The following is a 21,265-nucleotide window of genomic DNA, read 5'->3' as shown; positions in this document are numbered from 1 at the left end:
AGATGCCTTATATTCGATTGTGTATGTGGAAAGGAGCGTCATCCCTATGCTTACTGGCATCAGGATCGTGTTCCTGGGCGGGGACGCGAGGCAAATTGAAGTGATTCGGAAATGTGTGGAAATGGATGCGTCGGTAAGCGCGGCAGGCTTCGATAAGTGGGATGCCCCAAGCCCGGGGGTCAACCTGGAACTGCTGTCAGCTGAACTGCTTGGCAATGCGGATGTGCTCGTGCTCCCTACCGTGGGCTGTGACGATGAGGGAAACATCAGCGCGATTTTTTCCTCTGAACGCCTGCAGCTGCTGGAAGAGCATTTTGCAGCACTTCCCAAAGGCTGCATCGTGTATACCGGAATGGCCAAACCTTATTTGCGCAGCTTATGCGCCAAATACTCACTGAAGCTGGTAGAGCTCTTGAACCGGGATGATGTGGCGATTTATAACTCTATACCTACAGCGGAAGGCGCGCTTGTCATGGCCATTCAGAACACTGACTTTACCATACACGGTTCCATATCGATGGTGCTCGGGATGGGAAGAACAGGTTTTACTATGGCGAGAACGCTTCAGGGATTGGGTTCAAAGGTGAAGGTGGGGGTCAGAAAGCAGGAGCATTATGCGCGTGCGGAGGAGATGGGCTGGATGCCCTTCATGACCGGAGAGCTGCTTGCGCACATCCAGGATGTTGACCTTATATTCAATACTATACCCGGCATGATCATTACAGCACAGGTGCTTTCACGCCTTCCCAAGCATTGTGTAATCATAGATTTGGCTTCCGCTCCGGGAGGATGCGATTTCCGCTATGCAGAGAAGCGGGGGATCAAAGCAATGCTGGCACCCGGATTGCCCGGGATCGTTGCCCCGAAGAGCGCCGGAATTATCATGGCTAATGCTTTGGTACAGTCGATATCAGGCGAGACTATTATCAGGGGGGACGAATAGATGGATTGGCACGGAAAAACAGTAGGTTATGCGATAACCGGATCCCACTGCACATTTGCGGAGGTGATGCCGCAGATTCAGCGGTTTATGGACGGCGGGGCGAACGTCGTGCCGATTGTGTCCTCTTCGGTTCTGAATACGGACACCCGGTTCGGTACGTCGAAAAATTGGTTAAAACAGTTGAAAGATATAACAGGTAATGATATCATTTCTACAATTGTTGAAGCGGAACCGCTGGGTCCTGCCAAGTTGCTGGATGTGCTTACGATTGCTCCCTGCACGGGGAACACGACGAGCAAACTGGCCAATGCGATGACAGACAGTCCTGTGCTGATGGCGGCAAAGTCGCAAATGCGCAACGGACGTCCGCTCGTGCTGGCAATTTCCACCAATGACGGGCTGGGTCTGAATGCGGCCAATATTGCGAAGCTGCTTGTAGCCAAACATATTTATTTTGTGCCGTTCGGCCAGGATAATCCGGAAGGCAAGCCCAACTCGCTTGTGGCGCGGATGGATCTCATTCCAGAGACCTGCTACGCCGCGCTGCAGGGACAGCAGCTGCAGCCTATGATTATCGAACGGTTTCATTCAGCATAACATTCAGTTCATGTTACAGCATAGTACACAAATACAGGTCAATTGCTGCCGTCCTCATCCCTGAGGGCGGTTCAACACTTTTTTGGTCTTACAAGATTGACCTGGCGCTGCAGGAACCGTTCCGTCAAATGGGGCACTCCCCGGCGCAGCGATGCGTGTGCTTGCTCAGAGAAGCAATGGAGGAATTATACATGGGTATTCTGGTTCAAAAATTTGGCGGGACTTCAATGTCCACACCTATGGCAAGAGAGCATGTCATCAGTCATGTGAAACGGGAACTGGCCGCCGGCTTCAGCCTGGTTGTTGTAGTGTCTGCAATGGGCCGTAAAGGGGAGCCTTACGCTACCGACACATTGCTGGACTGGGCTGTTCAGAACGGCAACTCCCTTCCGGACCGCGAGAAGGATCTTTTGATGTGCTGCGGTGAGATCATTTCGGCAACTACACTGTGTGGACTGCTGGAGCAGGAGGGGATCCGTTCTACCGTGCTGACAGGTGCACAGGCCGGATTTATCACCGATAACAATTATGGAAATGCCCGGATTCTGGATGTCCGGACAGACCGTATTCTGCGTGAACTTCGCGAGCAGAAGGTAGTGATCGTCACCGGATTCCAGGGCCAGACAGAGGCCGGAGATTTCACGACTCTCGGCCGCGGGGGCAGCGATACCTCGGCAACCGCTCTCGGCGCGGCACTGCGTGCCGATATGGTCGATATTTATACAGATGTGGATGGTATTCTTACCGCTGATCCGCGGATTGTGGAAGATGCCAAGCCGTTAACCTATGTAAGTTATACCGAAATCTGCAATATGGCTTATCAGGGGGCCAAGGTGATTCACCCCCGTGCTGTTGAGATTGCCATGCAGGCGAATATCCCGGTTCGAGTACGCTCCACGTTCTCGGAAACCGAAGGCACACTGGTCACTCATCCTGAGGGGTTCAGTGATGTTTCGCATGGAATCGTAGACCGTTTTGTTACCGGTATCGCTTATGTCAGCAATGTTACCCAAATTTCTGTAGAATGTCCGGAAGGCAACGGAACCGGCATGCAGCTGCAAATTTTCAAGAGCATGGCCGACAACGGCATCAGTGTGGATTTTATCAATGTCACACCGACAGAAGCGCTGTATACTGTTAACGATGACAAGTCAGAGCAGGCTATTTCCGCGCTGCAGGAGCTGGGGCTGCGTCCGAAGAGCCTGTCGGGCTGTGCCAAGGTATCCGTGATCGGCGGAGGCATCAACGGCGTACCGGGGATTATGGCCCGTATTGTAGAAGCGCTCAGCTCGCAGAACATTCAGATTTTGCAGTCGGCGGATTCCAATACAACCATCTGGGTTCTTGTGAAGAAAGAAGATATGGTGCAGTCGCTGCGTGCGCTGCATACCAAATTTGAACTGCACCGCTGACAAGGAGGAATTCTAAGTGGATTTCGGAAGATTAATCACTGCCATGGTTACCCCGTTTCACGGGGACGGAGAAATCAACTGGGAAGCAACTTCAAAGCTTGTAGATTATTTGATTGAACAGCAGAAATCCGAAGCGCTGGTGGTCTGCGGAACAACGGGAGAATCCCCAACTCTGACGGAAGAAGAGAAGCTGGAGCTGTTTTCTTTTGTCCTGAAGAAGGCGGACGGCCGCTGCAAGGTGATTGCCGGCACCGGGACGAACAGCACCAGACATACGATCCAGCTGACAAAGGAAGCCGAGAAAATCGGTGTTGACGGTGTCCTTCTGGTCGTTCCGTATTATAACAAGCCTAACCAGGAAGGGCTGTATCAGCATTTTGCGGCAATAGCAGCTGAGACATCCCTGCCCTGCATTCTGTATAACGTTCCCGGCCGTACCAGCGTAAGCATGAGTGCAGCTACCACCCTGCGGCTGGCTGAAATTCCTAACATCGTGGCAATTAAGGAATGTGCATCCGTGGACCAGATTACCATGATCGCGACCGCTTGTCCTGATGATTTTCATGTATATACAGGCGATGACTCAGCGGGTCTGGCTACACTGGCGGTTGGCGGGCATGGCATAATCAGTGTCGCCAGTCATGTGATCGGGGATCAGATGTCAGAAATGATTGAAGCGTTTGTTGCGGGGAATGTCCAGCGGGCTGGGGAGCTGCACCGGAAGCTTTTTCCGGTATTCAAAGGATTGTTCGAGTGCCCTCAGCCGCTGCCGAACCCTTCAGCCGTCAAGTTTGCGCTTAATCTGCGCGGAATGGACGTCGGTTCTGTCCGCCTGCCCCTGGTATCACCGAGTGAAGACGAGGCTGCTTTTATCACAGCATTGTTAAAATAAGTCCCGTATTATATTTAATACACGAATTGTTTTGAACCGGTATCCCTTTCCGAGGGAGCCGGTTTTTTTGTTTTTTTACAGTCACACTGCTTGTCTTTTCCTCAAATAATGCAGGCTGGTCAAGGAAAGAATAGGCATACAGGGCCTATGACTTGTCTTTTGCCAAAAAAATCATGTATAATGTTCTTAAGTGACTGGGTGCGGTTAAAATTAAATATGCGGTAATCTTCCGGCAATGTATTTTTACATTGTAAGACAGGATAGGTCCTTGTATAAGTCTGTGCAATTGCTGCCGGATTTTTCGCGCAAGGGGCGCGGCGGTGAGAATTGACGGCTTATGTCCGCTTCAAGTAAACGTTCACTGCCCGGGTCCGGGAGTATTCCGCGCTTTGCAAAGAAGCAGACTTACGGAATTCCCTGTTGAATATGGAAGCTAACGGCAATTTGAATCAAGTGTTCAGCGCCGCTGAAATAATGAAGCTTATTGTTTAACAATAATAGTATGACGTCCAACATCATAGGAGGGTTAGATTCATTTGTCCAAAAAAAACAACAACAATGATAAATTAACGATTTTCGCATTGGGCGGAGTCGGAGAAATCGGGAAAAATATGTATGTCGTACAATACGCCAACGACATCGTTGTCGTAGATGCCGGCCTGAAATTCCCGGAAGAGGATATGCTTGGGATTGATATTGTTATTCCTGACATTTCATACCTTACCGAGAACCGTGACAAAGTCAGAGGGATTCTGCTGACTCACGGACACGAGGATCACATCGGCGGCTTGCCGTATGTGCTTAAGAATTTGAACGTTCCTGTATACGGAACAAGACTTACCCTGGGGCTCGTGGAGAACAAGCTTAAGGAAGCGAACCTGCTTGGCGATACCAAACGGATTCTCATCCATGAGGATTCCGAACTGGAGCTTGGCAGCACACTGAAAGCTACATTCTTCAGAACTAACCATAGTATTCCCGACTCGGTCGGTATATGCATCGAAACGCCGGAAGGCAATGTCGTTCATACGGGTGACTTCAAATTTGACCATACCCCAGTCAACGGTCAATATGCGAACCTGCACCGGATGGCCGAAATCGGACAAAAAGGCGTGCTGGCACTTCTGTCAGACAGTACTAATGCTGAAAAGCCAGGCTTTACGCCATCGGAGAAAAATGTCGGCATCGTGCTCGAAGATATTTTCCGCAAAGCTGAGCAGCGTGTCGTTGTAGCGACTTTTGCTTCCAACGTACACCGGATCCAGCAGGTAGTTAACGCAGCTGAATCTACAGGACGCAAGATTACCGTTATCGGCCGCAGCATGGTCAATGTGGTATCTATCGCTTCCGAACTGGGATATCTTCATGTTCCGGACGGTATGCTGATCGAGCCTGAAGAAATGAACAGAATGGCCGGCAACCGTGTGGTTGTTCTGTGCACAGGCAGCCAAGGCGAGCCGATGTCTGCGCTTACCCGCATGGCACGCTCCAGCCACCGCAAAGTGGACATCCTTCCGGGCGACACTGTAATTATTGCAGCAACTCCGGTTCCGGGTAACGAGAAATATGTGGGCCGTACGATTGATGAATTGTTCCGTCTTGGCGCTAATGTTATTTACAGCGGCTCCAACTCCGGCGTTCACGTATCCGGTCACGGCAGCCAGGAAGAGCTGAAGCTGATGCTTAACCTGATGAAGCCGAAATATTTCCTGCCGATCCACGGTGAATACCGTATGCAGCGCAAGCACGCGCTGCTGGCCGAATCCGTCGGAGTAGATCCAAGCAACATCTACATTACTGAACTCGGTGAAGTGATCGAGATTACTGGCGGTGCAGCACGCAGAGCAGGCAAAGTTACTGCCGGCAATGTGCTGATCGACGGTCTGGGCGTGGGTGACGTTGGTAACATCGTACTGCGTGACCGTAAGCTTTTGTCGCAGGATGGTATTCTGGTAGTTGTAGTTACACTAAGCAAGCAGAATGGTGCGATCGTGTCCGGACCGGACATTATCTCCCGCGGATTTGTATATGTGCGGGAATCGGAAGGGCTTCTGGATGAGGCCAACCGGATCGTATCCGGAACGCTGCAGCGTCTGATGAGCGAGAAGGTTAACGAGTGGGCTTCCCTGAAGACCAGCGTCAAGGATTCCCTTGGCCGTTTCCTTTACGAGCAGACCCGCCGCAGACCGATGATCCTGCCGATCATTATGGAAGTATAAGAAGAGACAATCTTAATTTACAATACAATGTTGGGCCAAAAGCCCCTTTTTCCCGGAAATATTGGACGGTTTCCAGGGAGAAAGGGGTTTTTGCATTTTTAATGCACCTTGAATAATGAAGTCCCTCAAAATGTCATACTACGGAAGAGAATAGTATGGCTGGCTGCAGTGCGTAAAGCTGCAAGCGGAAAGGGAGAGCTGCGAACGATGGATTTTATACCAGGAATCAGTACCGGCAATAACAATGGAGAGATGGTCCCGGAAGAGACGAAACCGGCCGTTCATGAACCGGTCCCTCCCGGACCTGCAAGTGTAATTAAAGAGCTGGGACAGACGGTAATCCCGGCCGGAGAGCCGGATATTTTCTGCATGACCATTATCGGCCAGATTGAAGGGCATTTTGTGCTGCCGCCGCATAATAAAACGACCAAATATGAGCATATCATTCCCCAGCTTGTAGCTGCGGAACAGAACAAGAATATCAAAGGCCTGCTGATTATCCTGAATACGGTCGGAGGCGATGTGGAAGCAGGGCTGGCTATAGCCGAGATGATTGCATCCCTGTCCAAACCGACAGTAACCGTTGTGATCGGCGGCGGCCACAGTATCGGAGTACCGATTGCCGTGTCCTCCAGCTATTCCATCATTGCCGAAAGTGCAACGATGACCATCCACCCCATCCGTATGAACGGACTGGTGATCGGTGTTCCGCAGACGTTTGAATATATGGAGCGGATGCAGGAGCGGATGGTTAAATTTGTGACTTCGCATTCACGGATTTCCGAGGAATTGTTCAAGGATCTCATGTTTAAGACAGGGGAGCTGAACCGAGATATTGGAACGGCTGTAGGAGGCTCTGACGCAGTCAAGTATGGTCTAATGGATGAGGTCGGCGGTATTGGAGCAGCGCTGGCGCGCCTGAATGCAATGATTGCAGGAGGCGACACCCTTATTCAAGGCTCTGTAGCGCAGGGAGGACTGAAACAATGACATTCCATACCGTACTCCCTATGGAGCAGGTGTTCGAAGGAGCTATACAAGTGACCGGGCTTTTGCAAGAGGTGAACATCAAAGGAATGCTGATGCAGGTCGAACCTTTGGAAGGCGGACAGGCGCGGATTGTAAGGCTGCTGCACTGCCCGCTGGATAAGTATCTGGACCCGGCATTTATGCCTGGAGCAACAATTAGTTACACCCTTTGACAAGTTATCCCCGGAGCCTCTTTTAAGAAAATGCGAACATATTATCGGAAAATGCATTTTCTGACAAAAGAGAACATAGGTACGCCACGCCATTATATGGTATAATATTGTTCCGGGGGTGGCTGGTGTGGCTAAACGAAGAAAGAAAAAGAAAAAAGTGCTGATCGGCAGCTTTTTAAAATATGAAATTTACGGCATTATGCTGATTACCATATCCGTGATTGCCCTATCAGGAGAAGCGGCGGTTGGACGTTCGCTGTCCAGCATGTCGGGGTATTTACTTGGGCGGTTTTATTTTGTGCTGCCGCTGATCGGCATTATTTACGGTCTTATGGTCATGATTCACAGAAAATGGCCTGCGAACTGGAACAGCCGGTATACAGGGGCTCTGCTGCTTGTAATGTCGCTGTGTCTTATGAGTTCAATTTCATCGATGGAGCAGAAGCTTGCCCCGATCGGACTGCTGCATCCGGGCAATGTGCTTGGACAAATACATAATGATCTTTCAGGTGCGCTTTCACCGGGCTCCAGCGACAGCAGCGTGTATTTGCTGGGCAAGGATATAAGCGGCGGATATATAGGCGCTCTGGAATTCGCCGCTCTGCTCTGGCTGTTCGGCAGCCTTGGAGCCAAGCTTATCATGATTGTCATGCTGGCTATCAGCTTCATGCTGGTTACGAATCTGTCATATGTGGAGCTGTTCTCGCTGCTGCGTGTCCGGGCGGTGAAGCTGTTCGAAGGAATCAAGGTCAAGGCTGCGAACCGGCCTGCAGCTGTTCCGGTATCGGCCCGTTCTTCCAGAACGTCCAGGGCCAGGGAGCCTCAGCCTGCCCAATATGAAGACGATGACGATGAGGAGCTGGACGACGGGGATTTGCTTCCAAGACGCAGCCAGCCGCTGTTCTTCCGCAGGATTGGCGACTGGCTGAGCGGAAATCAGCAGAGTGAGAATCCGGTTTTGGAGGACGAGACGGACAATGGTCCGGATCTTGTGTTTACTCCTCAGGGCAACGGACCGATCATCACCGGAATGAATGCCCGCAGGGGCAACACCCCGCTAACTGAACCGGAACCGGACTTCCCTGAAGCTGATGACCTGGAGCCTGTTACTCCGATTATCCGTGATTTCTTCGAGCATATCCGTGCAGAAGGGCTGAATGAAGAGGACCGGGAAGAATGGGGGGAGTTCTCTCCGGCTGCTAGGGGAGGCAGTCCCAAGGGACAAGCACCCGAGACTGCTCGTGCCGCTGATGACGGCGCCCAGAGTGATGAGGATGTAACGATCGAGCTCGATGGCCTGCTAGGTCAGGGTGAGAACGCAGAGGCAGTGCCGGCTGCTCCGCTTCCGCCGCCGCCGAAGCCTTACAAGCTGCCGCCTTTCCGGCTGCTGTCAAAGCCCAATAACGGGGCCAAGGGCGGAGACCAGAATGATTACATGCAGACTGCCCGCAAGCTGGAGGCTACGCTCGAAAGCTTTGGCGTCCGGGCCAAGGTGCTTGAGGTTGTCCGGGGCCCTGCGGTCACCCGGTATGAAATTCAGCCGGACATTGGCGTGAAGGTCAGCCGGATTGTCAATTTGACGGATGATATCGCCCTTGCGCTTGCAGCGAAGGATATCCGGATGGAAGCTCCAATTCCGGGCAAATCAGCCATCGGGATTGAAGTGCCTAACCCTGAGGTCTCTGTTGTAACCATGCGTGAAGTGATGGAGACCCAGATTTTTCAGGATGCCGAATCCCGGTTATCCATTGCCTTTGGCCGGGATATTTCCGGGCAGACGATTATCGGAAATCTGGCCAAGATGCCCCATCTGCTTGTTGCCGGTGCTACTGGCTCGGGTAAATCGGTCTGCATTAACGGGATTATTACAAGTATTCTTTATAAGGCCAAGCCTGATGAAGTCAAATTCCTGATGGTTGACCCCAAAATGGTCGAACTGAATGTATATAACGGCATACCGCATCTGCTTGCTCCCGTGGTCACCGATCCCAAGCGGGCGAGCCTCGCACTTAAGAAGATTGTAGTGGAGATGGAGAAACGCTATGAGCTCTTCTCCAAATCAGGTACACGGAATGTCGAAGGATACAACAACCTCATGAAAGACAATCCGGCTGCAGTGCTGCCCTACATCGTAGTTATTGTGGACGAGCTTGCGGATCTGATGATGGTTGCTGCGAACGATGTCGAGGATGCGATTTGCCGGCTGGCCCAGATGGCCCGGGCGGCAGGAATCCATCTGATCATAGCCACCCAGCGCCCATCCGTAGATGTTATTACAGGATTAATTAAAGCCAATATTCCTTCCCGGATCGCGTTCGGTGTATCCTCCAATGTGGACTCCAGAACAATTTTGGATATGCCGGGGGCAGAAAAGCTGCTGGGCAGAGGGGACATGCTCTTCCTGCCGATGGGCGCTTCCAAGCCGGTCCGCGTTCAGGGTGCTTTTATGAGCGACCAGGAAGTAGAGAGCATTGTTCAGTTTGTCAGCAGCCAGGGTGAAGCGGAATATGATGAAAGTCTTGTTCCAGAAGTGGATGATACTGTAACAGAGGACGAGGAGCCGCAGGATGAGCTATACGAACAGGCAGTCCAGATTGTGCTGGAAGCGAAGCAGGCGTCCGTATCGCTGCTTCAGCGGCGCATGAGGGTAGGTTATACCCGTGCAGCGCGCCTGATTGACTCTATGGAGGCACGGGGAGTGATCGGGCCTTACGAAGGCAGCAAGCCGCGTGAGGTGCTGATGTCTCTTGAGCAGTACCAGCATAACCGAATGAGCTCTTGACCCAAAAAGAGATGACCCGGAAGTACGGGCCATCTCTTTTTTATTTTGGCTGCTCCATCATTCTCATTTACAGCGGATTTTGCGGCTCTGCTGTGAAGGCATGCATAGGATCTCCTGCCAGTCGTCATAATAACTTTAGCCATCCATGTTGAACTTACAATAGAAAGGTAGAGCGAACCCCTATGAACAAACATAAGCAGTGGATATTTGCCGTAATGACCCTCGCACTGGCCGCCGCGCCTTTCGCAGGAGAGCTTATTGAACGTAATGGCACCATTCATGCCAGCCCGTATCACGATCCATCTGTGGTGAAGGACACCGCTGTTCCTGCAGAGGAGTCATTGCCTGCCTTCGGAACAACACTGTTAAAAGTCGGATCATCCGGCCAGGATGTCTATGAGCTTCAAGGAAGGCTTAAGCACCTCGGATATTACGGAGGCAAAATAGACAGCCAGTTTGGTCCAAAAACAAAAAATGCGGTTACGTGGTTCCAGTGGAAATTCGGGATGAAGGTAGACGGAGTCGTCGGCGCCAAAACAAAGCTGAAGCTGTACAATGCCACCAAAGCCTGGAAACCAACAGAACCTCCAACCAGTACCGCAGGCAAGAAGAATACAACCAACACAACCAACACAGCGGCCAACACCAAAAACACGAATACGGCGGAGCTGTCTTCAGGCAATACGATGGGCTTATCGGAAAATGATTTGAAAATCATGGCAAATGCCGTTTATGGTGAGGCCCGAGGTGAACCTTTTGAGGGACAGGTTGCCGTGGCAGCGGTTATCCTCAACCGGGTTAAATCGCCGAGCTTTCCGAACACGCCATCCGGCGTGATTTTTCAGCCGGGGGCATTTACGGCAGTAGCTGACGGGCAAATTTATCTGGAGCCCAATGAGCAGGCCCGCAAGGCCGTGCAGCAGGCGCTCAACGGCTGGGACCCTTCGGGAGGCTGCCTGTATTATTTTAATCCGAAGACGGCAACCTCCAAGTGGATCTGGACCCGTCCTCAGGTCAAGACGATCGGGGAGCATATCTTCTGCATGTAGCCCTCCGGGAATAACATTCACTATAAATCAGCCAAGAGCAACCGGTAAGGTCATTCCGGTTGCTTCCTTACTTTGGAATGGTTTAGAATGGATAATACTTCATAAACTTGTTGTATAGCAACTATCCAAGCGGTAAAGGAGTTTTAGACGTGACAAACAACGGATTTCAACATGGCAACGCTGCCGGCATGCGGATTCATGTCCTGCCGACCAAAGCGTTCAAGACTTTCGCCATCTCGCTTTATGCAGGTGTGCCGCTTGATGAGAGCACAGTTACCCCCACTGCGCTGGTCCCTTTTGTACTCCGCAGAGGTACAGCTTCCTATCCGGAAACAACCCAGTTCCGCGAACGTCTCGAAGAGCTGTACGGTGCAGGTTTTGGTTTTGACATTTACAAAAGAGGCGACTATCAGATTGTCCAGTTCCGCATGGATACCATTAACGATTCCTTTGTACAGAGCAAGGAAAGCCTTCTTGGCGAGTCCTTTGCCTTCCTGGGAGAGGTACTGACCAAACCGGCGCTCGCTGACGGAAGCTTCCGGGCTTCCTATGTGGCCACAGAGCGGGAGACGGTGCGCAAGAAGCTGGAAGCGATCGTCAACGATAAAATCCGCTATGCGGCCGAGCGCTGTATTGAAGAAATGTGCCGCCAGGAGCCTTACCGCCTGCATCCGCTCGGCCAAAGAGCCGATTTGGACAGCATTACGCCTGAGTCATTATATCAGTCCTATAACAGCTGGCTGGACGGGGCTATTCTGGATTTGTATGTGGTAGGGGATACTACCCCTGAGGAAGTTGAAAAGCTGGTGATCCGCCATTTCGGCCGTGACCGGTCTGAACCTGCCGGATACTCGTCCAATTTCAAGCCGGCCGCTGTAAATGAGGTCCGTACAGTGGAAGAGAAGCTTGATGTCAATCAGGGCAAGCTGAACATGGGGCTGCGTACATCTATTACGTATAAGGATGACAGCTATGCGTCGGCGCTGATGTATAACGGCATTCTGGGCGGTTATCCGCACTCCAAGCTGTTTGTTAACGTGCGTGAGAAGGAGAGCCTTGCTTACTACGCTTCCTCCCGTTATGACGGGCATAAGGGAATCGGCACGATCCAATCCGGCATCGAAACCCAGAATTACGGCAAAGCCGTCGATATCATCCGCAAGCAGCTGGAGGAGATGAAAGCCGGCAAGATCAGCGATCTGGAACTTAGCCAGACGAAAGCGATGATCCGTAATCTGCTTTCCGAAATCCAGGATTCCGCTTTTGAGATGATTTCTTTTGATTTTAACCGCCAATTGTCCGGAAAAGACCGTTCAGCCGAAGAGCTGCTTGTCCAGGTGGACGCTACAGGGGCGGAAGATGTGCAGGCCGCGGCAGGCACCTTCCAGCTCGATACGATTTATTTCCTGACAGGGAAGGGGGAATAGCCGTGGAACAGATTCATTACGAAAGACTCCAAGAGACACTCTATTACGAGGTTATGGACAACGGGCTGCAGGTTTATGTGCTGCCTAAGCCAACCTTTAAGAAAACCTATGCCACTTTTGCCACCAAATACGGTTCGGTAGACAATCATTTCAAAGTAGCCGGCGGTGAAGAGACTACTGTTCCCGACGGGATCGCCCACTTCCTGGAGCATAAAATGTTCGAGGAGCCGGAAGGCGACATTTTCGCTACGTTTGCTTCCAACGGGGCATCAGCCAATGCTTTTACCAGCTTTGACCAGACAGTATATCTTTTCTCGGCTACCGAGAATATTGAGACCAATCTCAGCACTTTGGTGGATTTTGTCCAGCGTCCTTATTTCACGGATGAGAATGTGGAGAAGGAAAAAGGCATCATCGGGCAGGAAATCAACATGTATGCCGATAATCCCGATTGGCGGGTGTATTTCGGTCTGATTGAGGCCATGTACGCCAAACATCCGGTGCATATCGATATTGCCGGAACCATTGAATCCATTTCTACAATCACCAAAGAAACGCTGTATACTTGCTACAATTCTTTTTACCATCCAAGCAACATGCTGCTGTTTGTAGTCGGCGGTGTGGAGCCGGAAAAGGTATTTTCGCTGATCCGCAGCAATCAGGCCGGTAAATCCTACGACAAGCAGGGGGAAATCACCCGGATCTTCGATGAAGAGCCTGTAGAAGTCGCAGAGAAGCATCAGGAGAGCAGACTTGCTGTATCTATGCCCAAAATCATGTTCGGGTTCAAAGAGAAGAATCCGGGTCTGACCGGAGAAGCTGCCGTCCGCCGCGATCTTACAACCAAGCTGATGCTTGATCTGCTGCTTGGAAGCAGTACGGCCCTCTACCAGAAGCTCTATGACGAAGAATTGATCTCCGACAGCTTCGGGCATGAATTCAACAGCTCGCCGCAATATGCGTTCTCTGCGATCGGCGGAGATACGAAGGATCCGGATCTGCTCCTGAAGCGGATTAAGGAAGAGATCAATGCTATTCTTGCGTCGGGATTCACGGAGAAGGATTTTGAACGTGCCCGTAAAAAGAAAATCGGCGGCTATCTGCGCATGCTGAACTCTCCCGAGAATATTGCCCATGAATTTACCCGTTACCAGTTCCGCGGAGGCGATCTGTTCAAAGTGCTGCCTGTATATGAATCGATTACTTTGGATGAGGTGAATGCCCGTCTGCGTGATCATGTAGACTGGGAGCAGCTTGCAGTGTCGCTTGTGGTGAGTCCTTAATGTCATCTGGGGGAGAGAACAGCAAGCCGATAGGAGAAATGACAGTGCTAATTACAGGGGGCAGCGGGGGAATCGGCGGAGCCATAGCCGAACGTTTTGCTTCTGTAGGAATGAACATTGTTATTCATTATATGAATTCGCATGAAGCGGCCAATGACGTGGCCCGGCGCTGTATGGCGCTTGGGGCCAAGGTGATGACGGTGACTGCGGATATGCGGGACCGGAGCCAGCTGGTGCGGATGGCTGAACGGCTGGAGAACAGCGGAATGCAGCCGGATATTCTGGTTAATAATGCCGGAAAAGCCCATTACGGGATGCTTGCCGATGTGACGGAGGAAGAGTGGGATGATATTATGGCGGTTAATCTGAAGGGCACCTTTTTGTGCAGCCAGATTTTCATGCCGTACATGATCTCCCAGCGCTTCGGACGGATTCTCAACGTTTCTTCAGTGTGGGGAATTTCCGGTGCCTCCTGTGAAGTAGCCTATTCCGCCAGCAAAGGCGGGGTAAATGCCTTTACCAAGGCGCTGGCCAAAGAGCTGGCGCCCTCCGGAGTTACGGTGAACGCTGTGGCTCCTGGGGCTGTTAACACAGCGATGCTGGCCAATCTGCAGGAAGAGGAAATCCGTATGCTTGAAGAGGAGATTCCCGTAGGGCGCCTGGCATCCGCAGATGAAATTGCTTCACTTGTCTATTTCCTGGCCCTGCCTGAGTCCGGTTATATTACGGGCCAGGTGATCAGTCCCAACGGGGGATGGATAACCTGAGCATTCCTGCTCGGGAAATGCCCAATGGTGAAATGCTCCAGCATAAGATCACTGGCGCCGAGACATATTAGTACTGTTGATTTTAAATCTCACGTAAGGCGGCTGTCTCCTGAATAAGGCGGGCAGACCGTAAACATGAAGGAGGATTTAAGATGTCAACAGACAACGTAGTGAAGAACTTTGATACCTGGAAAAGCTTTTTGGGACAGCGGGTCATTCAGGCTGAAAAACTGGGGATGAGTGATGACACCATTTCCAAGCTGGCTTTTGAAATCGGGGAATTCCTCGATAAAAAAGTCGATCCGGGCAACTATTCCAACCGGGCGATCAAAGAGCTGTGGGATGTCGGCACCGACGAAGAGAAGCATACCATTGCTTCCCTTATGGTCAAGCTGGCGAAAAAGAACGCATAGGCATGCGGAAGAAGCTCCCCTCGTGGGAGCTTTTCTGCAATTATTACAAGGGTGACCTTGCCTTTCATTTTCATTTTATATATCATTAACATGACCCGTGTTTCAGATGACTTGCCGAAGCCGGCTTTTTTGATGTTAACAGGGAAAAGGAATCTTATGAGGTGCAAATCAGTGGAATATAAACAGTGGTATATGGAGTACAAGATACATAAGAACAGACCTGGTCTGCTTGGAGATATCGCTTCAATGCTCGGAATGCTGGAAGTTAACATCCTGACAATCAACGGTGTGGAAGGCAAAACCCGCGGTATGCTGCTCGAAACGAGCGACGATGAAAAGATTATGCTGATGGGCGAAATGCTCAAGAAAGTGGATAATATAACGGTTACGGCCCTGCGCTCTCCGCGGCTGGTGGATAAGCTGGCCGTCCGTCATGGACGATATATTGACCGGGATTCTGACGACCGCAAAACCTTCCGCTTTACAAGGGATGAGCTGGGGCTGCTGGTTGATTTTCTCGGCGAGCTGTTTAAAAGGGAAGGGAATCAGGTTATAGGACTACGGGGTATGCCCCGGGTCGGGAAGACAGAATCCATCATCGCCGGCAGTGTCTGTGCACAGAAACGGTGGACCTTCGTATCTTCGACTCTTTTGCGTCAGACGGTCCGGAGCCAGCTTGCTGAGGATGAGATGAATCCGCATAACGTCTTTATTATTGACGGGATTGTAAGCACCATCCGTTCCAACGAAAAGCACTATAATCTGCTGCAGCAGGTCATGAGCATGCCAAGCACCAAAGTGATAGAGCACCCGGATATCTTTGTACGCGAATCCGAGTACAGCTTTGATGACTTTGATATCATTATCGAGCTGCGCAATACACCGAACGAAGAGATCTTGTATGAATCGTTTACGACGAGCTACAGTGATGATCTTTGAGAATAAATAATTACTTATAGGAGGTGATGGTATGTCGGAACTGGGCCGGCACTTAAAAGAGGCACGCCTGCAAAAAGGGATGAGCCTTGATGATGTCCAGGAAGTAACGAAGATCCGCAAAAAATATTTGGAAGCCATCGAGGCGGGGGATTATAAAGTGTTACCCGGGAGCTTTTATGTCCGGGCATTTATCAAAACCTACGCGGAGGCTGTAGGAGTAAATCCGGACGAGCTAATGGAGGAGCACGGCAATGTTCCGGCTGCACCGGTCGACACTACAATGGAGACGGTGATCCAGAAGCGCAGCCGCAAGCCTGAAACAGAACGGAATGCCAAATGGCTGCCTACAGTACTAATGTGGACGTTCCCGGTGCTGATCCTTGTGGTCATTTATCTGTATGCATCCAATTCCTTGAATAAGCCGGAATCCCCGACAGTGGACTCGGCGGATGTGACTTCCGAGCAGCAGGATCCGGCGACACAGCAGCCTTCTCCGACTGCGGTCGGTGGCGGAGTTGCCGCACCGTCTGAACCGGCTGGAACTGCTGAAGCCACTGCTGCGCCAACTGCCGCTCCTACGGCAGTGCCTACTCCGTCACCGTCTCCTGCTCCGCAGGCGGTTACGGTGACTCAGGACCGCAAATCCGGCAAGACGACAATCTACAAAGTATCCGCGCCTTCCGGAACTCCGGTGGAGGTCAAAATTGTGGCTACCGGTGTCAGCTGGCTTGAGGTTTACAAAGGCGAAAACTCCAAGGGAGAGAAGCTGAGCTTCGGCAATACCGAAGCCGGCCAATCCATGAGCTTTACGCTTGATGCCGAGGGGATGTATATCAAATCCGGGTACTCTCCGGCAACGGATATTACAGTGAACGGGGAGACGGTCACGGACGGCAAGACTTCATCCCGCCTGCTGCTGGAGCTTGATAATACAGGGGCTTCCGCCGGCGGAGGGAATGATACCGGCAGTACGGATGACGGTGACGAAAGCCAGGATAGCGGAACAGAAGAATAAGCTGGCTTTATGTATAGACTTTGGCAATATGGAGAACCTATGGTTGATTTACAGTTCTTACGCCAAAGTGAGGTGTATACACTCATGACCGTCAGCTGGATCGTAACAGGGCTGGGCATCATCGTCAGCCTGCTTGGTTACTATTTGACCCCAAGCGCCTGGGGCTATGGAATTCTGGGATTCGGGCTTGCACATGTTGTGCTGGGAATTCTGGATATGTTCCGGGCTCCTGCAAGAAGCAGATAGAGGCCGCTGGCAGGAAGTCTCCCGGAAGGCTTGGCCGCCGGGAGGCCCTTTGCGGGGAATGCTGCCGGAAGCTGATCCGGGATGCATATGGCTCCACTCCAGTGGGGCTGTTTTGTATGCCGGGACTGTGTGTTCTTCCATAATTAGACTTAATAACACCTTTCTCATATAATAGGAACAGAATAATTGTAAACAAAGGAAGTGGAGTCATGAGTTCGGAAAGTTCATTTGACATTGTATCCAAAATGGATATGCAGGAGTTGACCAATGCCGTTCATCAGACCGAGCGGGAAATTGACAACCGGTTTGACTTCAAGAACAGCAAAAGCAGCCTGAAGCTGGAGAAAGACGCACTGATTATCGCTTCAGAGGATGAATTTAAGCTGAATGCTGTCATTGATATTTTACAATCAAAGATGGTCAAACGCGGAATTACCCTCAAAAACCTGGATTTCGGCAAAGTGGAACCGGCATCTCTCGGAACGGTGCGCCAGCGTCTTGGCCTGAAGCAGGGAATCGATCAGGAGAATGCCAAAAAGATCAACGTTTTGATCAGGGATTCGAAACTGAAGGTCAAAAGTCAAATCCAGGGCGATCAGATCCGTGTTACAGGCAAAAGCCGTGATGATCTGCAGCAAATTATCCAGATTTTGCGGAAAGCCGATTTGCCGCTGGATTTGCAGTTTAACAATTTTAAGTAGGCTTACGTACCCCGCAGTGCTTACGCACCTATCTTGCGGGGTGCTTTCTGTTATTTTGAACACCTACATATGGCAAGGGAGGAACTTCAGTGAATTTGCCCAACCGCATCACGCTTGCGCGCATTTGTCTTATCCCGATAATGATGATTTTTCTGCTTATGGATTTCAGTTTTTTTCCTGAACCTATACACTGGGGGTCTTTCCAGCTCTCGGTTAATCATCTTATCGCAGCTGTGATTTTCCTGCTTGCGGCCAGCACAGACGGGATTGACGGCTATATCGCCCGGAAATATAACATGGTTACCAATTTGGGTAAACTGCTTGATCCGCTTGCGGACAAGCTGCTCGTCTCGGCGGTGCTGATCTCTCTTGTGGAGCTGGGAAGATGCGATTCCTGGATCGCTATCGTAATTATCAGCCGTGAATTTGCAGTAACCGGACTGCGCCAGGTGGCTCTTCTTGAAGGCAAAGTTGTTGCAGCCAGTAAATGGGGTAAGATAAAGACAATAGTGCAGATTGTAGCCATCTCGCTTCTGCTGCTCAACAACTTCCCGTTCCAGTTCGTAAGCATTCCGTTGGACGATATCGCGATCTGGGCTGCGGCTATTATTACGATCTACTCGGGAATTGATTACTTTGTGAAGAACAAGGAATTGCTGCAGCTTAATAATTCTTAAACTTATTAACGAATCCATTATTTCTACTGCCAGGAGGGGAAGCCAGCTATGAAAGCAGAAATTATTGCCGTAGGTACAGAACTATTACTTGGACAAATCGTTAACAGCAATGCCCAGTTTTTGTCGGTAGAGCTTGCCGCCCTGGGAATTGACGTCTATTTTCAGACAGTAGTAGGAGACAACAGCAGCCGGCTTCAGCAAGCCATAGAAATTGCGCAAAGCCGTGCGGATGTCATTTTGTTCACCGGCGGTATCGGTCCGACTGAGGATGATCTTACCAAGGAAGCACTTGCTGCTGCACTTGGACGTTCGCTTCATATTGACCAGTTTGCTATGGATCACGTACAGCGGTTTTTTGACGAGCGCAAGATTGTCATGACCGAGAACAACCGCAAGCAGGCGCTTATCATTGAAGGAACCACACCGCTTGCTAATGAGATCGGGCTGGCTGTGGGCATTGCATTCGCAGATAAAGGCAAGTATTATATCGTTCTTCCGGGGCCGCCGCGGGAAATGAAGCCGATGTTCACCGAAAAGGCGAAGCCTTGGCTGCAGCATCATGCGCTGACGAATGAAATGCCGATTTACTCCAAAATGCTCAAATTTGCCGGTATCGGCGAGTCGCTTCTGGAAGATAAACTGATTGATCTTATCCGTAACCAGACTGATCCGACCATTGCTCCTTATGCGAAGGAGGGAGAAGTTACGGTCCGCATCTCTACCAAAGCGCCTTCCGAGCGTGAGGCGATGGAGAAGCTGGATGTGCTGGAGAAAAAAATCCAGGAGATTCTGCCGGAGCACATGTATGCCAACATAGACATGCCGCTGGAGCAGCTGATTGTGGACTGGATGGCGGATGCGGGGCTTACGCTGAGCGCTGCGGAAAGCTGCACAGGCGGACTGCTTATGGAGAGTATCACCAGTATTCCCGGCAGCGCGTCCATGTTCAAGGGCGGAATTGTGTGTTACTCGAATGAGATCAAGAAAAAGCTGCTCAATGTGCCAGCTTCCTATCTCGAAGGACCGGATGCGGTTGGTGCAGTGAGCCGTGAAGTGGCTGAGGTACTGGCTGATCAGGTAAGGATGACGGCTGACACCGACTTTGGACTGTCTGTTACCGGGGTAGCGGGACCGGGGTATTCCGAACGCAAGCCGGTAGGGCTTGTCTTCGTCGGTCTGGCGGAGCGGGGATACCCTACAGAGGTATTCGAGCTTAATCTCAAGGGTACGCGCGAGAACATCCGCCTGCGTACGGTCAAAGCGCTGCTGTACCGTCTGTGGCGCAGGCTGGAGGAACGCAAAATCGCAACCCCGCTTGAAGGATCGAACTTGCAATAATAATCCGTAACAGTATATAATTATTTATACGGAAGAACCGTAGCACTGAGATATCTTTGCTGCGGTTTTTTGTTTGTAATATTCAGGAATCGCCCGCTGCAAGCTCTTTGGTGACTGTGTGCATGGACTTTCGTTATGGTTAAATATGACTTAAGATCTGTATGCGGGAGGAGGCTTACAATAAAAGGGAGATTTATCCCGAAACAATAAAAAAACGAATGTATGTTCGAAAAAAAGCTTGGCAAGAGCCCCAAAACACGGTATTATATAAATATAAACAGTGAAGGAAGTGGTCTGATTGTCAGATCGTCGTGCAGCGCTTGATATGGCGCTTCGTCAAATAGAAAAACAATTTGGTAAAGGTTCTGTCATGAAGCTTGGCGAATCCAATCACATGAAGGTGGAAGTTGTTCCTAGCGGAGCCTTGGCACTGGATATTGCACTAGGTATCGGCGGACTTCCCAAAGGACGGATCATTGAAGTATACGGACCGGAGTCTTCCGGTAAGACAACGGTTGCTCTTCATGCTATTGCTGAGGTTCAAAAGGTTGGCGGACAAGCTGCCTTTATTGATGCAGAGCATGCACTTGATCCTAAATATGCCAACGCGCTTGGTGTTAATATTGATGAATTGCTCCTGTCCCAGCCGGATACCGGCGAGCAGGCGCTTGAAATTGCCGAAGCACTCGTGCGCAGCGGCGCGGTAGACATCATTGTTGTCGACTCTGTAGCAGCACTGGTACCTAAAGCGGAAATTGAAGGCGATATGGGGGATTCCCACGTGGGTCTGCAAGCCCGCCTGATGTCCCAGGCTTTGCGTAAGCTGTCCGGAGCCATCAACAAGTCCAACACCATTGCGATCTTCATCAACCAGCTTCGTGAGAAGATCGGTGTTATGTTCGGTAACCCGGAAACCACTCCAGGCGGCCGGGCACTAAAGTTCTACTCTTCCGTGCGGCTTGATGTACGCCGTGTAGAAAGTATCAAGATGGGTAACGATGTAGTAGGTAACCGTACAAAGATCAAAGTCGTGAAGAACAAGGTTGCACCTCCGTTCAAGCAGGCTGATGTTGATATCATGTACGGCGAAGGGATTTCCAGAGAAGGCAGCCTTGTGGATATCGGTACCGAAATGGATATCGTCAACAAGAGCGGCGCCTGGTATTCCTACGAAGGAGAGCGTTTGGGTCAAGGCCGTGAGAACGCCAAGCAGTTCCTGAAGGAACATCAGGATATTGCCCTTCTGATTGAGAACAAAATCCGTGAAGCCAGCAATCTGACTACCATTGTGGCTGCACCAAGTGATTCCGAGATTGCAGCTGAGAAAGAGGAAGAAGAAAACCTGCTGCTTGAAATTGAATAA

Annotated in this window: 20 protein-coding genes; all 20 read left to right on the top strand. The window is 50.9% G+C overall.

The window, feature by feature from the left end:
- The first annotated feature begins 46 nt into the window (after positions 1 to 46).
- The 20 genes from dpsA (at position 47) to recA (ending at position 21,265) form a co-directional block, all read left to right on the top strand.
- Positions 47 to 943: a dipicolinate synthase subunit DpsA gene (dpsA, locus tag C2I18_RS29565; RefSeq protein ID WP_249899248.1), complete on the top strand. Its 897-nt coding sequence runs from the start codon at positions 47 to 49 to the stop codon at positions 941 to 943.
- Complete coding sequence (locus C2I18_RS29560) at positions 944 to 1,540, top strand: dipicolinate synthase subunit B (protein WP_249899247.1); 597 nt, start codon at positions 944 to 946, stop codon at positions 1,538 to 1,540.
- Between the two features lie 191 nt (positions 1,541 to 1,731).
- Positions 1,732 to 2,952 carry an aspartate kinase gene (dapG, locus tag C2I18_RS29555; RefSeq protein WP_249899246.1) on the top strand — a complete coding sequence of 407 codons (1,221 nt, stop codon included), beginning with the start codon at positions 1,732 to 1,734 and terminating at the stop codon, positions 2,950 to 2,952.
- A gap of 16 nt (positions 2,953 to 2,968) precedes the next feature.
- Positions 2,969 to 3,844: a 4-hydroxy-tetrahydrodipicolinate synthase gene (gene dapA, locus C2I18_RS29550; RefSeq protein ID WP_249899245.1), complete on the top strand. Its 876-nt coding sequence runs from the start codon at positions 2,969 to 2,971 to the stop codon at positions 3,842 to 3,844.
- A gap of 536 nt (positions 3,845 to 4,380) precedes the next feature.
- Positions 4,381 to 6,063 carry a ribonuclease J gene (locus C2I18_RS29545; protein WP_249899244.1) on the top strand — a complete coding sequence of 561 codons (1,683 nt, stop codon included), beginning with the start codon at positions 4,381 to 4,383 and terminating at the stop codon, positions 6,061 to 6,063.
- 207 nt (positions 6,064 to 6,270) lie between these two features.
- Positions 6,271 to 7,053: a ClpP family protease gene (locus C2I18_RS29540; protein WP_275100951.1), complete on the top strand. Its 783-nt coding sequence runs from the start codon at positions 6,271 to 6,273 to the stop codon at positions 7,051 to 7,053.
- Complete coding sequence (locus C2I18_RS29535; RefSeq protein WP_249899243.1) at positions 7,050 to 7,265, top strand: YlzJ-like family protein; 216 nt, start codon at positions 7,050 to 7,052, stop codon at positions 7,263 to 7,265. Before C2I18_RS29540 ends, C2I18_RS29535 begins: the two co-directional genes overlap by 4 nt.
- Before the next feature lie 127 nt (positions 7,266 to 7,392).
- The gene (locus C2I18_RS29530) at positions 7,393 to 10,047 is read left to right on the top strand and encodes an FtsK/SpoIIIE family DNA translocase (RefSeq protein ID WP_249899242.1); all 2,655 of its coding nucleotides are present in this window, start codon (positions 7,393 to 7,395) and stop codon (positions 10,045 to 10,047) included.
- 182 nt (positions 10,048 to 10,229) lie between these two features.
- Complete coding sequence (gene sleB, locus C2I18_RS29525) at positions 10,230 to 11,096, top strand: spore cortex-lytic enzyme (RefSeq protein WP_249899241.1); 867 nt, start codon at positions 10,230 to 10,232, stop codon at positions 11,094 to 11,096.
- A gap of 188 nt (positions 11,097 to 11,284) precedes the next feature.
- The gene (gene yfmF / locus C2I18_RS29520) at positions 11,285 to 12,523 is read left to right on the top strand and encodes an EF-P 5-aminopentanol modification-associated protein YfmF (protein ID WP_249902297.1); all 1,239 of its coding nucleotides are present in this window, start codon (positions 11,285 to 11,287) and stop codon (positions 12,521 to 12,523) included.
- 2 nt (positions 12,524 to 12,525) lie between these two features.
- Entirely contained in the window at positions 12,526 to 13,806 is a 1,281-nt protein-coding gene (gene yfmH / locus C2I18_RS29515) for an EF-P 5-aminopentanol modification-associated protein YfmH (RefSeq protein WP_249899240.1), read from the top strand.
- The gene (gene ymfI / locus C2I18_RS29510) at positions 13,806 to 14,573 is read left to right on the top strand and encodes an elongation factor P 5-aminopentanone reductase (protein ID WP_249899239.1); all 768 of its coding nucleotides are present in this window, start codon (positions 13,806 to 13,808) and stop codon (positions 14,571 to 14,573) included. Before yfmH ends, ymfI begins: the two co-directional genes overlap by 1 nt.
- 152 nt (positions 14,574 to 14,725) lie before the next feature.
- Positions 14,726 to 14,986, top strand: coding sequence for a DUF3243 domain-containing protein (locus tag C2I18_RS29505; RefSeq protein WP_249899238.1), 261 nt, complete (start codon positions 14,726 to 14,728; stop codon positions 14,984 to 14,986).
- A 171-nt stretch (positions 14,987 to 15,157) separates the two neighbouring features.
- Entirely contained in the window at positions 15,158 to 15,925 is a 768-nt protein-coding gene (locus C2I18_RS29500) for a DUF3388 domain-containing protein (RefSeq protein ID WP_249899237.1), read from the top strand.
- A 31-nt stretch (positions 15,926 to 15,956) separates the two neighbouring features.
- On the top strand, positions 15,957 to 16,940 hold the full coding sequence (locus C2I18_RS29495; protein WP_249899236.1) for a RodZ domain-containing protein: 984 nt from the start codon (positions 15,957 to 15,959) through the stop codon (positions 16,938 to 16,940).
- Between the two features lie 39 nt (positions 16,941 to 16,979).
- Positions 16,980 to 17,186, top strand: coding sequence for a hypothetical protein (locus tag C2I18_RS29490; RefSeq protein ID WP_249902323.1), 207 nt, complete (start codon positions 16,980 to 16,982; stop codon positions 17,184 to 17,186).
- Positions 17,187 to 17,395: 209 nt separating this feature from the next.
- The gene (locus tag C2I18_RS29485; RefSeq protein WP_249899235.1) at positions 17,396 to 17,887 is read left to right on the top strand and encodes a YajQ family cyclic di-GMP-binding protein; all 492 of its coding nucleotides are present in this window, start codon (positions 17,396 to 17,398) and stop codon (positions 17,885 to 17,887) included.
- Between the two features lie 89 nt (positions 17,888 to 17,976).
- Positions 17,977 to 18,564, top strand: coding sequence for a CDP-diacylglycerol--glycerol-3-phosphate 3-phosphatidyltransferase (pgsA, locus tag C2I18_RS29480; protein WP_249899234.1), 588 nt, complete (start codon positions 17,977 to 17,979; stop codon positions 18,562 to 18,564).
- Between the two features lie 48 nt (positions 18,565 to 18,612).
- A complete protein-coding gene (locus C2I18_RS29475; RefSeq protein ID WP_249899233.1) occupies positions 18,613 to 19,902 on the top strand; it encodes a competence/damage-inducible protein A in 1,290 nt (429 codons plus the stop codon).
- 298 nt (positions 19,903 to 20,200) lie between these two features.
- Entirely contained in the window at positions 20,201 to 21,265 is a 1,065-nt protein-coding gene (recA, locus tag C2I18_RS29470) for a recombinase RecA (RefSeq protein WP_275100950.1), read from the top strand.

Source organism: Paenibacillus sp. PK3_47, assembly GCF_023520895.1.
In the GTDB taxonomy this organism is placed as follows: Bacteria; Bacillota; Bacilli; order Paenibacillales; family Paenibacillaceae; genus Paenibacillus_AQ.
Note: the sequence above shows the minus strand (reverse complement) of the source record. Positions and strands in the feature narration are given on the sequence as shown.